Source organism: Adlercreutzia faecimuris, from assembly GCF_022669055.1.
GTDB lineage: Bacteria > Actinomycetota > Coriobacteriia > Coriobacteriales > Eggerthellaceae > Enterorhabdus > Enterorhabdus faecimuris.
This window is the reverse complement of sequence record NZ_JAJMLW010000002.1, coordinates 142,546-155,739: the sequence shown is the minus strand read 5'-3', so window position 1 is coordinate 155,739 and position 13,194 is coordinate 142,546. Positions and strand designations below refer to the sequence as shown.

Annotated in this window: 11 protein-coding genes and 5 tRNA genes; 2 read left to right on the top strand and 14 right to left on the bottom strand. The window is 70.8% G+C overall.

All coding sequences use genetic code 11. The annotated features are described in order from the left end of the window. Window positions 1–48: 48 nt before the first annotated feature. The 3 genes from LPT13_RS05855 to LPT13_RS05845 form a co-directional block, all read right to left on the bottom strand. A tRNA-Gly gene (locus LPT13_RS05855) sits at window positions 49–124 on the bottom strand. A gap of 23 nt (window positions 125–147) precedes the next feature. After that, window positions 148–221: transfer RNA gene (locus tag LPT13_RS05850), tRNA-Cys, on the bottom strand. A gap of 68 nt (window positions 222–289) precedes the next feature. After that, window positions 290–365 (bottom strand) — tRNA-Gly (locus tag LPT13_RS05845). A gap of 168 nt (window positions 366–533) precedes the next feature. Between LPT13_RS05845 and LPT13_RS05840 the strand changes: the two genes are divergently transcribed. Next, window positions 534–608 (top strand) — tRNA-Val (locus tag LPT13_RS05840). A gap of 128 nt (window positions 609–736) precedes the next feature. Here the strand turns inward: LPT13_RS05840 and LPT13_RS05835 are convergent. The 11 genes from LPT13_RS05835 to uvrC form a co-directional block, all read right to left on the bottom strand. Then, window positions 737–1,657, bottom strand: coding sequence for a cation diffusion facilitator family transporter (locus LPT13_RS05835; protein WP_242164535.1), 921 nt, complete (start codon window positions 1,655–1,657; stop codon window positions 737–739). Window positions 1,658–1,750: 93 nt separating this feature from the next. Continuing rightward, a tRNA-Leu gene (locus LPT13_RS05830) sits at window positions 1,751–1,838 on the bottom strand. A gap of 79 nt (window positions 1,839–1,917) precedes the next feature. Further along, window positions 1,918–2,172, bottom strand: a complete 255-nt coding sequence (gene secG / locus LPT13_RS05825) for a preprotein translocase subunit SecG (protein WP_242164533.1) — start codon at window positions 2,170–2,172, stop codon at window positions 1,918–1,920. 70 nt (window positions 2,173–2,242) lie between these two features. After that, window positions 2,243–3,811 (bottom strand): 2,3-bisphosphoglycerate-independent phosphoglycerate mutase, encoded by a 1,569-nt coding sequence (gene gpmI, locus LPT13_RS05820; protein ID WP_242164531.1) that lies wholly within the window; start codon window positions 3,809–3,811, stop codon window positions 2,243–2,245. Continuing rightward, window positions 3,811–4,584, bottom strand: coding sequence for a triose-phosphate isomerase (gene tpiA, locus LPT13_RS05815; protein WP_242164530.1), 774 nt, complete (start codon window positions 4,582–4,584; stop codon window positions 3,811–3,813). Before tpiA ends, gpmI begins: the two co-directional genes overlap by 1 nt. Window positions 4,585–4,674: 90 nt before the next feature. Beyond that, window positions 4,675–5,862 (bottom strand): phosphoglycerate kinase, encoded by a 1,188-nt coding sequence (locus tag LPT13_RS05810; protein ID WP_242164528.1) that lies wholly within the window; start codon window positions 5,860–5,862, stop codon window positions 4,675–4,677. Window positions 5,863–5,977: 115 nt separating this feature from the next. Further along, window positions 5,978–6,982, bottom strand: coding sequence for a type I glyceraldehyde-3-phosphate dehydrogenase (gene gap, locus LPT13_RS05805; RefSeq protein WP_242164526.1), 1,005 nt, complete (start codon window positions 6,980–6,982; stop codon window positions 5,978–5,980). A 210-nt stretch (window positions 6,983–7,192) separates the two neighbouring features. After that, window positions 7,193–8,125: a DNA-binding protein WhiA gene (gene whiA / locus LPT13_RS05800; RefSeq protein WP_242164525.1), complete on the bottom strand. Its 933-nt coding sequence runs from the start codon at window positions 8,123–8,125 to the stop codon at window positions 7,193–7,195. Window positions 8,126–8,160: 35 nt separating this feature from the next. Next, a complete protein-coding gene (locus tag LPT13_RS05795; RefSeq protein WP_430622572.1) occupies window positions 8,161–9,294 on the bottom strand; it encodes a gluconeogenesis factor YvcK family protein in 1,134 nt (377 codons plus the stop codon). A 5-nt stretch (window positions 9,295–9,299) separates the two neighbouring features. Beyond that, window positions 9,300–10,220, bottom strand: a complete 921-nt coding sequence (gene rapZ / locus LPT13_RS05790) for an RNase adapter RapZ (RefSeq protein ID WP_242164521.1) — start codon at window positions 10,218–10,220, stop codon at window positions 9,300–9,302. After that, the gene (uvrC, locus tag LPT13_RS05785; protein WP_242164520.1) at window positions 10,210–12,501 is read right to left on the bottom strand and encodes an excinuclease ABC subunit UvrC; all 2,292 of its coding nucleotides are present in this window, start codon (window positions 12,499–12,501) and stop codon (window positions 10,210–10,212) included. Before uvrC ends, rapZ begins: the two co-directional genes overlap by 11 nt. Before the next feature lie 560 nt (window positions 12,502–13,061). Between uvrC and LPT13_RS11700 the strand changes: the two genes are divergently transcribed. Next, a complete protein-coding gene (locus LPT13_RS11700; RefSeq protein ID WP_277926938.1) occupies window positions 13,062–13,193 on the top strand; it encodes a hypothetical protein in 132 nt (43 codons plus the stop codon). Window position 13,194 lies beyond the last annotated feature (1 nt).

The window sequence follows — 13,194 nt, the reverse complement described above, 5'->3', positions numbered from 1 at the left end:
CAGCAATGCACGAAAAAGGGGCTCCCTCTCGGGAGCCCCTGGCGTCTCTGGAGCGGACAACGGGATTCGAACCCGCGACCCCCACCTTGGCAAGGTGGTGCTCTACCAGCTGAGCCATGTCCGCGTTTGGCGTCGATGCCGGGAAGTTGGAGGCGACGCCCGGATTTGAACCGGGGGTGAAGGCTTTGCAGGCCTCTGCCTTACCACTTGGCCACGTCGCCCCTTCATGCGGCATCCGTCATGAAAAGGGCCGGCCAGGGCGTTGCTCGGGCCGGCCTCTCGATGACGATGGAGCGGACAACGGGATTCGAACCCGCGACCCCCACCTTGGCAAGGTGGTGCTCTACCAGCTGAGCCATGTCCGCGTCGCGAGGAGATATGATAGTAGAAGCGCGACGGCGGCGCAAGGATGTTTTCGAAAAAAATCCGCCGGCGCCCGCTCGCTGAATTTCGGAAAATGGGTCTTGCCAGCACCGCCGGTTCTGATAGAATACTCTCTTGCTGACGCGGAAACGCGTCGCTCACCAAGAAGTGGGCGGTTAGCTCAGGGGGAGAGCACTACCTTGACACGGTAGGGGTCACAAGTTCAAATCTTGTACCGCCCACCATCGAATCCCTCAAGACGGCGACCTCGGTCGCCGTCTTTTGCGTTTGGGGGCAGTCGGCGCCCCGGCACTACGCCAGCACGCGCCCGCCGAAGGCAGCGGCCGCCCGCCCCCGGGGCCGCGCGAGCGCCTTACTCCCCCGCCGGGCCGCCCTCGTCGTCGCCGGCGTCGCCCTCGGGCTCGATGTGCACGAGCACCTCCTTGACCGCCGGGAACCGCCCCTTCACGGCTGCCTCCACCGCATCTCCCAGGGCGTGGGCGTCGCGCACGCTCATGGCCGGGTCCACCCAGATGTGCAGGTCGCAGTAGACCTCGGCCTCGGTGCCGCGGGTGCGCACCCGGTGCACCCCGCGGATGCCCTCCACCGCCGACGCCACGGCCCGCACGTCGGCCTCGGGCAGCTGGGCCGTGTCCGACAGCGTCCGGAAGGCGGCGCGGAAGACGCCCCAGGCCGAGAAGAGGATGGCGACGGTCACGACGAGCGCCATCACGGGGTCGGCCTGCGGGAACCCGAGGGCCACCAGCGCCAGGCCCGCGATGACGCCCAGCGACACGAACACGTCCGAGAGCGTGTGGGCCGCGTCGGCCATGATGATCTCGCTCTTGAGGCGCCGCCCGGCGCGGCGCTCGTAGGTAGTGACGCCCAGGTTGACGGCGAGGGTGCCCACCATGACGGCGAAGGACGCCGGCGTCACCACGGCGGTGTAGGTGCCCGTGGCCAGCTTCTCCACCGCGCCGCTGCCCACCTCGAAGGCCGCCGCCAGAAGCAGGACGCCGATGACGAGCGAGCCGTAGGTCTCGAACTTCGAGTGGCCGTAGGGGTGCCCCGCGTCGGCTGGGCGGGCGGCCAGCGCGATGCTCACGAGCCCCACGATGTTGCCCACCGAGTCGAACACCGAGTGGATGCCGTCGGCCTGCATCGAGGCCGACCCCGACGCCAGGCCGTAGAAGTACTTGGCCGCCGCCACGGCCAGGTTGAGGACGAAGACGATCCACAGCACCCGCTCGACGCGGTGGGCGTGCGACGTTCCGGCGGCGCTCTCGACGGTCACGGCGGCCTCCTTCCGGCGGGGCCCGCCCGGCGGGCTGGGCCGAACCCTTAATAAAGAAGAGGGCCCCTGAAAGGGGCCCTCCCGGTGTTTCGATGGTGTCAGAGGCGGGATTTGAACCCGCACACCCGATAAAGGGCACTAGCACCTCAAGCTAGCGTGTCTGCCGTTCCACCACTCTGACATGCTTCAAACAGCGACGATTAGTTTACCAGAACCCCCGTCTCATGCAACAGGAATTTTGAAACTCCTCGGCCGCCTCCCTAGGCGGCGATGGCGCCGTGCGGGTAGATGATCATCAGCACCAGCAGCGAGACCATGAACACCACGGCCAGGATGATGGTGATGCGGTCGAGGTTCTTCTCGACGATGCTCGTGCCCGTTTGGGTGGAGTACATCGAGCTGGCGATGGCATCGGAGATGCCGGTTCCCTTGCCGGAGTGCAGCAGGATGAAGATGACCAGCCCGACGCCGGAGACGACGAGCAGGACGAGCATGATGATAAGCAGCGGACTCAAGGCTTCACTCTTCTCTTCGCGGTTCTAACAATCAATACGCAAGTAGCTGATTATAGCCAAACGGGCCGCCTCAGGCAAGGAGGCTCTTTCCCGTCATCTCGGGGGGCACCGGCAGGCCGAGGGCCTCGAGCAGCGTGGGGGCGATGTCGGCCAGCCGGCCGTCGTCACCCGCCAGGCCGAGGCCCGCGCCCGTCTCGTCCACCAGGATGAGCGGCACCGGCGCGGTGGTGTGGGCCGTGTGCGGCGTGCCGTCGGCGGCGACCATCTTGTCGGCGTTGCCGTGGTCGGCCGTCACGAGCGCCACGCCCCCGGCAGCCTCTACCGCCGCGAGCACCTCCCCCACGCCCGCGTCGACGGCCTCGACCGCCGCCACGGCGGCCGGGATCGAGCCGGTGTGGCCCACCATGTCGCAGTTGGCGAAGTTGACGATGTAGACGTCGGCCTCGTCGGCGGCGATGGCCGCGGCCAGGCGGCGGGCCACCTCCGGCTCGCTCATCTCGGGCTGGAGGTCGTAGGTGGCCACCTTCGGGCTCGGCACGAGCGAGCGGGCCTCCCCCGCCTTCTCCTCCTCGCGGCCGCCGTTGAGGAAGAACGTCACGTGGGCGTACTTCTCGGTCTCGGCGATGTGGTACTGGCGCAGCCCCGCGTCGGCGAGCACGTCGGCGAGCACGTTTTCCGGGAACTCCTTGGGGAAGGCCACCGGCGCCGGGATGTCCGGGTCGTACTCGGTCAGGCACGTGAGGGCCACCTGGGGCCAGCGGCCGCGCTCGAAGCCGGCGAAACCCGGGTCGACGAGCGCGCGCGTGATCTCGCGGGCGCGGTCGGGGCGGAAGTTGAAGAAGATGACCGCGTCGCCGTCGCGCATGCCGCGGCCGTCGAGGGCCACGGGCACGACGAACTCGTCGGTGACGCCCGCCTCGTAGGAGGATTCCATGGCCGCCACGGCGCCGTACTCGCGCAGGTTGGCGGCGTTGGCGATGGTGGCGTAGGCCTGCTCCACCCGCTCCCAGCGGCTGTCGCGGTCCATGGCGTAGTAGCGCCCGGAGATGCTGGCGATGGCCGCGTCGAAGGGGCCCTCGGCCGTGTCGCGCAAGTCCCCGATGACGTCGAGCAGCTGCTGGACGTAGCCGGCGCCCGAGGCGGGCGGCACGTCGCGGCCGTCCATGAGGCAGTGGACGCGCACCGTGGGCACGCCGGCGTCGCGCGCCGCGCGCAGAAGCGCGTAGAGGTGGTCTTGGGAGGAGTGGACGCCGCCGTCGGAGAGCAGCCCCATGAGGTGCAGGGCGGCGCCGGGCGCCTTGGCGGCCTCGAAGGCCGCCTGGATGGCGGGGTTGGCCGCGAGCGACCCGTCGACGCAGGCGTTGTTGATGCGCGTGAGCTCCTGGAAGACCACGCGCCCCGCCCCGATGTTGAGGTGCCCCACCTCGGAGTTGCCCATCTGCCCGTCGGGCAGGCCCACGGCCTGGCCGGACGCCTCGAGGCGCACCCAGGGGCGGGTCGCCATGAGCTCGTCGAGCACCGGGGTGGCGGCCAGGGATATGGCGTTGCCCGGGCCCGGCTCGGCCAGGCCGAAGCCGTCCATGATGATGAGGCACGCCGGCGTGCGCAGGCCGGCGCGCGCCCCGTCCCGCTCGGCCATTACAGCGCGGCCTTCACGATGTCGAGGAACGAGACCGCCTTGAGCGACGCCCCGCCGATGAGGCCGCCGTCGATGTCGGGCATGGCCAGCAGAAGCGCGGCGTTGCCCTCGTTCATCGACCCGCCGTAGAGCACGCGCATGCCCTCGGCCACTTCCTCGCCGAAGAGCTCGGCCAAGGTTGCGCGGATGGCGGCGCACACCTCCTCGGCCTGCTCGGGGGTGGCGGTGCGCCCGGTGCCGATGGCCCAGATAGGCTCGTAGGCCACCACGGCGTCGGCGGCCTCGGCGGCCCCGATGCCGGCGAAGGCGGCGCGCACCTGGGCGCGCACGAAGTCGAGGTAGGTGCCCTCGTCGCGCACGGCGAGCGACTCGCCCACGCACACGATGGGCTTGACGTGGCCGGCGATGAGGGCCTTCGCCTTGAGGTTGACGCCCTCGTTCGTCTCGCCGAACAGCTCGCGGCGCTCGGAGTGGCCGATGATGCAGTACTCGCAGCCGATCTCGACGAGCATGTCCACGGAAATCTCGCCGGTGAAGGCGCCCTTGGGCTCGAAGTAGACGTTCTGGGCGCCCACGGCCACCTTCGTGTGGTCGAAGAGGAAGACCCCACGGACGGCCTTGAGGTCGACGGAGGGCGGGCAGACGCACACGTCGACGAGCTCGGCCCAGTCCTTCTCGAAGCCGTTGGAGATCTCCTGGGCGAGGACCACCGCCTCGCTGACGGTGTTGTTCATCTTCCAGTTGCCCGCGATGAGGGGCTTGCGGTTGGTCATGGGTGGCTCCTTGGTCGTTAGGTGGGTGGGATGGGGACGCGTCGGCCGCGACCCCGCGCCCCGCGCCGGGCGGGGCCGGGACGGGCGGCCCTAGGCGCGCAGGGCCTCGACGCCGGGCAGGGCCTCGCCCTGCACGAGCTCCATGGAGGCGCCGCCGCCGGTGGAGATGAAGGTCATGGCGTCGGCCAGGCCGAACTTGTTGACGGCGGCCACCGAGTCGCCGCCGCCGATGATGGTGTCGGCCGCCTCGTTGGCGGCGACGGCCTCGGCCACGGCGCGGGTGCCGGCCGCGAAGGGCTCCATCTCGAACACGCCCATGGGGCCGTTCCAGAACACCGACGCGGCGCCGGCGATGGCCTTAGCGTAGGCGGCCGCCGTCTCGGGCCCGATGTCGAGGCCCATCATGTCCTCGGGGATGGCGTCGACGGGCACCGTGGCCACCGCGGCGTCCTCGGCGAAGCGGTCGGCCGCCACCACGTCGACGGGCAGCAGCAGCTCGACGCCGCGCTCGCGCGCCTTCTCGATGAGGCCCGCGGCGCGGTCGACCCAATCGTCCTCCTTGAGGGAGGCGCCCACGCCCAGGCCCTGGGCCAGGAGAAACGTGAAGCACATGCCGCCGCCGATGATGAGCACGTCGGCCTTGTCGAGCAGAGCGTCGATGACCTTGATCTTGTCGGAGACCTTCGAGCCGCCGAGGATGGCGACGAAGGGGCGCTTGGGATCGTCGAGCATGCCGGTGAGCGTGGCCACCTCGCGTTCCATGAGGTAGCCCGCGTAGGCCGGCAGCAGGGCGGCCACGCCGGCCGTGGAGGCGTGCGCCCGGTGCGCGGTGCCGAAGGCGTCGTTGACGTAGGCGTCGCCGAGCTCGGCGAGCTCGGCGCAGAAGGCGGGGTCGTTCTTCTTCTCGCGCTTATCGAAGCGCAGGTTCTCGAGCACGAGCACCTCGCCCTCGCCCAGCGCGGCGGCCTTGGCCCGGGCGTCGGGCCCCACGGTGTCGGCGGCCAGCGCCACGTCGCGCCCGAGCAGCTCGGCCAGGCGCGCAGCGGCCGGCGCGAGGGAGTAGGCCTCCTCGAAGCCGGTGCCGGCGGGGCGGCCCAGGTGGCTCATGAGGATGACGCGGGCGCCGTCGCCCACGAGCTTCTCGATGGTGGGCAGCGCCGCGCGGATGCGGGTGTCGTCGGTCACGGCGCCCCCGTCCAGGGGCACGTTGAAGTCCACGCGCACCAGCACGCGCTTGCCGCGCGCGTCGAGGGCGTCGATGGTGGTGATGTCGGCCACGTTCGTTCCTTTCTCGGGAGGCCGGGCGCGAACCCGCGCCCGGCGGGAGGGGCGCCCCTCCCCTATGAGAAAAGCGGCCCCCGGGCGGGAGCCGCTTTCCAGATGGCGCGCGGTGCTACGGGAGCAGGATCTTCACGAGGTCCTTCACGCGGTTGGAGTAGCCCCACTCGTTGTCGTACCAGGACACGCACTTGACGAAGTTGCCCTCGCCGCCCATGACCATGGTGAGCTTGGAGTCGAAGATGGAGGAGGCGGGGTCGTCGACGATGTCGATGGAGACGATGGGATCCTCGGTGTACTCGAGGATGCCCTTGAGCGGGCCCTCGGCCGCGGCCTTCATGGCGGCGTTGATCTCCTCGGCGGTGACGTCGCGCTCGAGCTCCACCGTCAGGTCGACCATGGAGCCGTCCGGGGTGGGGACGCGGGTGGCGAAGCCGTCGAGCTTGCCCTTGAGCTCGGGCAGCACCAGCGACACGGCGCGGGCGGCGCCGGTGGTGGTGGGGATCATCGACATGGACGCGGCGCGGGCGCGGCGCAGGTCCTTGTGGGGAAGGTCGAGGATCTTCTGGTCGTTGGTGTAGGAATGGATGGTGTTCATGTAGCCGCGGCGGATGCCGAAGTTGTCGAGCAGCACCTTGGCGAAGGGGGCCAGGCAGTTGGTGGTGCACGACGCGTTGGAGATGATGTGGTGCTTGGCCGGGTCGTACTGGTCGTCGTTGACGCCCATGACGATGGTGATGTCCTCGTGCTTGGCGGGCGCGGAGATGATGACCTTCTTGGCGCCGGCGTCGATGTGGGCGCGGGCCTTGTCGGCGTCGGTGAAGAAGCCGGTGGACTCGACCACCACGTCGACCCCCAGCTCGCCCCAGGGCAGGTTGGCCGGGTCCTTCTCGGAGAGCACCTTGACGGCGTGGCCGTCGGCGATGAAGCCGTCCTCGGTCACCTCGACCGTGTCGAAGGCGCGGCCGTGGACGGAGTCGTACTTGAGCAGATGGGCCATCGTCGGGATGTCGCCGAGGTCGTTGACGGCGACGACGTCGATCTCCGGGTCGCCAGCCATGGCGCGGTACGCCAGGCGGCCGATGCGCCCGAAGCCGTTGATGCCAACCTTGATAGTCATGGTATCCCCTTTCGAAAGATACGGGTGCTAAGCGGAACGCCGTCTATTGTGCCACATCGCGGGCCGCGCGCGGGGAGAAATGGGTCGCTCGTCGCCCGAGGGGGCGCACGCGCGGGGGCGTGGCGCGACGCGACGTGGGAGGACGCGGCAAGGCGCGTTGTGGAGGCGCGGTGGCGGCGCGCCGGGGCGCGGCGGGCGCCGGCGCGGGCGCTAGTCGGCCGCCTCGCGGGCGAGCTGCTCGATGCGGCGGACGCGGTGGTAGACGGCGGACTTGGACAGCGGCGGGTTGGCCCGCTCGCCGAGCTCCTTCAGGGAGGCGTCCGGGTAGGTGACCCGCAGGCGGATGAACTCCTGGAGCGCGGGGGGCAGGTTCTCCATGCCGTGGCGCTCCACCACCTGGCGGATGGCGAAGATCTGGTCGACGGCGGCCGAGGCGGCCTTGTTCTGGTTGGCCATCTCGGCGTTGATCTGGCGGTTCACGTCGTTGCGGACGCTCTTGACCACGCGCTCCTGCTCCATGAGCAGCGCCGCCTGGTGGGCGCCGGCGAAGGCGAGGAACTCGAGGATGGCGTTGCCGCTCTTCAAATACACCATGTACGAGCTGCGCCGCTGCATGACGCGCGCCTCGATGCCGGCCCGCGCGAGCACCTCGACGATGCCCTGGGCCAGGGGCTCGGACTCGACGGTCACCTCGAAGTGGAAGTCGCTCTTGGGGCTCGAGATGAACCCGCTGCCGAGGAAGGCGCCACGCAGGTAGGCCGCCGCGCAGCACTTCTTGCGCACCAGGTCGGGGCTCACCCCCATCTCCAGCCCGCCGTCGGCCGAGAGCACCCCCATGTCGCGCAGGGCGTCGGCCAGGCCCGGCTGGGCCACCACCTCGATGAGGTAGTTCGGCGTCTTGTGCAGGACGCTGCGGCGCACGGTGAGCTCGGTCTTGAGGCGGTAGAGCGTGTGGAGCAGGCGGATGACCAGGCGCGCGACGCTGGGGGTGTCGGTGGCCACCTCCATGCGGTAGTGCCCCGGCCCGCTCACGAACAGGGTGCCCTCGATGCGCACGAGGGCCGCCAGCGTCGCCTTCTCGCAGTGGGAGCACTCCGGGGGCACGTGGGCCAGCTCGTCTTTGACCTCGGCGGTGAACGACATGGGCTACCTGCTCTCTGGGGTTCGCGCGGGCCGGCTCAGCGCCGCCGGGCGCGGGTCATCTTGATGACGTCGCCGAGGGCCTCGCGCAGGGCGGCCGGGGCGTGCCAGGTGGGGCGCTCAGGGTCGGCCAGGTCACGGGCGAGCACGACCGGCCCGGCCGCCTGGATGGCCACCAGGTCCTGGTAGGTGATGGACACGGGGCGCACGCCGGCGGCGAGCTGGCGATCCTCGAGCGGGGCGGGCGCGGCGTCGGCGCCGATGGCGCGGCTCGCCCGGGCGTCAGCGGGGCTCGACGCCCGCAGGGGCTCGGGGGCGTGGACGAGCATGTAGTCGACGAGCCCGGCCATGCCGTGGTCGAACAGGGCCTCCAGGTGCTCGCGGGCCGTGAGCCCCCACGTCTCGCCCTGCACGTCGGCCAGCGAGCACACGAACAGCACGCGGCCCCGCGAGGCGCGGATGGCGTCGACCACGCCGGGCACTAGCAGGTTGGGGATGATGGAGGTGAACAGCGACCCGGGCCCGAGCACCACCAGGTCGGCCTGGCGGATGGCCTCGAGCGCCGGGGCGTAGGGCTCGATGACGCCGCGCTCGCCGCGCAGGGCCACCCAGTCGAGCGCCGTCTTGGAGTGGCAGGCCACGGCCTGGCCGTCGAGGTAGCGCCCGTCGCGGGTGCGCGCCTCGAGCGTGACGTGGTCGAGGGTCGAGGGGTAGACGTGCCCCTGGGCGTCCACGAGCCGCTCACAGATGGCGATGGCCTCGGGGAACGACCCGCAGGCGTCCTCGAGCCCGGCCAGGAGGAGGTTCCCCAGCGCGTGGTCGCGGGCGACGGCGAAGCGGTACTTGAACACGCGCACGAGCGGGTCGGAGGGGTCGCGGGCGAAGGCGGCGATGCACTTGCGGATGTCGCCGGGCGGCGTGACGTCGGCCTCCTCGCGCAGGATGCCGGTGGACCCGCCGTCGTCGGCCATGGCCACCACGGCGCTCGTCTCGGCCCCGAGCGAGAGCAGGGTGCGGATGGACATGGGCGCGCCGGTGCCCCCGCCGATGACGACCGCGCGCAGACCGCCCTCGGCCGGCCGCGCGCGGTCGAGCTGCGGCAGCGCGTCGCGCAGCGCCGAGAAGGCGGCGGTGGCCGACGGGTCCACGCGGAAGGGCTGGCGCCTCCTCACCGGGCTCACTTCCCCGCCTTCTCGGCCAGGCGCAGGTCGCGGTGGGCGACGCTCACGCGGTAGCCCTTCGACTTGAGGTAGTCGCCCGTCGCCTCGGCCAGCGCCACCGAGCGGTGCTGGCCGCCCGTGCAGCCCACGGCGATGGCCAGCTGCTGCTTGCCCTCGGCCACGTAGCCGGGCATCACGACGTCGAGCAGGCCCTTCCAGCGCTTGAGGAACTCCGTCGTCTCGTCGCGGAACATGACGAAGTCGCGCACGGGGGCGTCCAGCCCGGTGAGCGGGCGCAGGTCGGGGTCGTAGTAGGGGTTGGGCAGGAAGCGCACGTCCATCACCACGTCGGCGTCGAGGGGCGCGCCGTGCTTGAAGCCGAAGGAGTACACCGTCACCGCCAGGCCCTTGCGCTCGTTGCCCGTGGCGAACAGCGACCGGATGGTGGAGCGCAGCTTCTGGGGCAGCATGTCGGTGGTGTCGATGACGTAGTCGGCCGCGTCGCGCAGCTCCATGAGCAGCTGGCGCTCACGCTGGATGCCCTGGCCGATGGTGGTGCCCTCCTCGCACATGGGGTGGCGCCGGCGGCTCGACTTGTAGCGCGAGACGAGCTTCTCGTCGTCGGCGTCGAGGAAGAGCACGGTGTAGTCCACCCCGCGCCCGCGCAGGTCGGCCAGAGCCGCGTTCAGGCTGCCGAAGAAGTCGCGGTTGCGCGCGTCGCACACCACCGCCAGACGCCGCTCGGCGGTGCGGCCCTCCTCGCGCATGACGCCGTCGAGGTCCACGAGGCTGCCGATGAGGCTCGAGGGCAGGTTGTCCACGCAGAAGTAGCCGAGGTCCTCGAACACGTGCATGGCCTCGGTGCGGCCGGCGCCGCTCATGCCGGTGACGATCACCAGCTGGGGCATGGCCGCGAGGTCTTGGGTCTCATCGCTCATGGGGCGCCTCCTGGGCATCGGGGTCTTTGGGGCCGGGCGCGGCGTCGGGGTCGAACGCGGCGGGGCCGTCAGGGTCGGGCGGCTCGGGCGCGTCGGGGCCGTCGGGCGGCTCGGGCGCGGCGTCGGGGCCGTCGAGCTCGCCGGCCGCCGACGCGTCGCCGGGGCGGGCGTTGAGCGCCGCGTCGCTCGCCTCGCGGTGCACAGTATACTGCGCGATCACCCGCACGAGCTCCTCGGCCACCTCGTCGGGCACCACGCGGGCCGCCTTGACCTCCTCCAAGGTGGCCTCCTTCAGGTTCCTGAATGACTTGAAGTGCTTGAGCAGCGCCTTCTTGCGCACCGGCCCCATCCCCGCCACCTCGTCGAGGATGGACGCCGTCATCCCCTTGCCGCGCAGCTCGCGGTGAAAGGTGATGGCGAAGCGGTGCGCCTCGTCGCGCACCTGCTTGACCAAATACAGGCTGGCGCTGCCGCCGGGCAGCACCACCGGGCCTGTGTCCTGCCAGGGGACGAACAGCTCCTCGTCGCGCTTGGCCAGGCCCGCCAGGGCGATGTCGTCGATCCCCAGCTCGTCGAACATGGCGAGCGCGGCCGAGAGCTGCGGCTTGCCGCCGTCGAGGATGATGAGGTCGGGCTTGGACCCGAAGCGCTCGTCGGCCATGCGCTCGGGCGCGTAGCGGCGCGAGAGCACCTCCTGCATGGACAGGAAGTCGTTCGCCTCGTCGAGCGGCGTCTTGATCTTGAAGCGGCGGTACTGGTTCTTGTCCGGCTTGCCGTTGGTGAAGACCACCATCGAGGCCACCGTGTAGGAGCCGTGGATGGTGGAGATGTCGAAGCACTCGATGCGCATCGGCGGCGCGTCGAGGGCCAGCGCGCTCTCCAGCTGGAGGAGCGCGTCGTTGATGCGCTTGTCGTCGTAGTTGGTGCGCACCTTGTAGCGCATGAGGGTGTGGCGCGCGTTGTTCTCGGCCATGGCCAGGAGGTCGGCCTTCTCGCCCTTGCGCGGCGCGGCGAAGCGCACCTTCGCGCCGTGGGCGCTGGCCAGCTTGGACGTGAGCCACCCCTCCATGACCTCGGCGTCCTCGGGCAGCTCGCGCACGATCACCTCGCGGGGGATGGAGGTGGTGGCGTCGTAGTAGCGCAGGAGGAAGTTGTGGAGGAGGTCCTGGTCGGGCACGTCGGTGCCGCGGTTCAGGACGAACTCGTTGGAGTTGATGATGCGGCCCTCGCGCACCATGAGCACATGGGCGCCAGCCACCGTCTCCTCGCGGAAGAAGCCCACGACGTCGGCGTCGAGGCTGCGCGACGACACCGCGTGCTGCTTGTCGGCGAGCGAGTTGATGGTGTCGATGCGGGCCTTGAGGCGCCCGGCGCGCTCGAAGTCGAGCTCGTCGGCGGCGTCGCGCATCTCGGCCGTGAGCTCGTCGACGAACTCACCGTGGTGGCCGGCCAGGAAGCGCTCGATCTGCGCCACGTGGGCCGCGTACTCCTCGGGCGTGATCTGGCCGCAGCAGGCCCCCGGCCCCAAGCCCACGTGGGCGTCGAAGCAGGGCTTGGCTGCGGCGTCGGCGAGCGCGGCGGCCACGCAGCCCCCGTCGGCCCGCGCGGCGCGGGCGGCGTCGGCGGTGCTGGCGCCCTCGGCGCGCAGCTCGCGGGCGCGGCGCTCCTCGGCGCGCTCGATGCGGCGGGTGAGCGCGCGCCAGTCGGCGCAGCTCGCGGCGCACAGCGGCACGACGCGCCGGGCGATGTCGACCATGGTGCGCGCGGCGCGGCTGTCGGTGTAGGGGCCGAAGTAGCGCGTGTCGGGGCGGTGGCGCTCGCGGGTGTACTTGATGGCGGGGAACGCATCGCCCTTGGTCAGCGCGATGAAGGGGTAGGACTTGTCGTCCTTGAAGTCGGCGTTGAAGAAGGGGGCGTGCTGGTTGATGAGGTTCTTCTCGAGCACGAGCGACTCGTGCTCGTTGTCGACCACCAGGTACTCGAAGGAGTCGATCTGCTCGACGAGCAGGGGGATCTTGGCGCGCTCGTCCTGGAAGTTGACGTACTGGCGCATGCGCGCGCGCAGCTGCTTGGCCTTGCCCACGTAGATGACCTGGCCCGACGCGTCCTTCCAGAGATAGACGCCCGGCAGCGCCGGCACCTCGGCCAGCTCGCGCTTGATGCGCGCGATCTTCTCGGCCTGGGTCTCGCGCACGCGCGCCCCCGCGAGCGCGACGGACTCCCCCGCCTCGCGGACGGCGGGGACGGGCGGGTGCTTGATGTCGTTGCTGTCGTCAGTCATGGCGCCATTCTAGCGCAGGGGGACACGCCCCGCCCCGTGGAGGCGCCGCCCCACGCTTTCGCCACGACCGCCGCGGGTGGGACGGGCCGTCCGGCGGGCGCCGGGCCCGTGGCGGCGGGCGCGGCGGAACCGGAGCGCGCCTCGGGCAGCCCGCGCGGACACTTATCGCCACCGGAGTGGCAATCTATCGAGGTTTGGCATAGGCGCGCCGGCGCCTGCGATCCCCCGCTGCGACGTTTCGCCTGGTCGCACATCGCGAGTCACGCGTTTCCGCGCCTCGAGAGCGGCCAGGCGGGCGCAATGCAGGGCTTTTCGTATGCCAAACCTCGATGGATTGCCAGCCAAGCCGGGAAAACCGTCCGCGGCGGCCGGCGGCGACGCCTCCGGTGCGCCGGAATTGCGATTTGGTGCGCAGGAAGGCGCGCCGAGGGCCCCTCCCCCCGCCCCACGATGGCCTTTGCCCTGGTCGCACGCCGGCGAACGGCCGCGATGGGCGGCGCGGACGACCGAGCGCCCGCCGGAAGCGCACCAAATCGCAATTCCGGCGCATCCCAAGCCCGATGAGCGGCACGCCCCGCCGCAAGCGAATCGCCTCCTCCCCACAGGCCGCAGGAAGGCACGGCAACTCGGCAGCCCCGCACGCGGCCCTCGGCTACCTGCTCGTGGAGTTCGTGCTCGAGTTCGTCCTGTAGC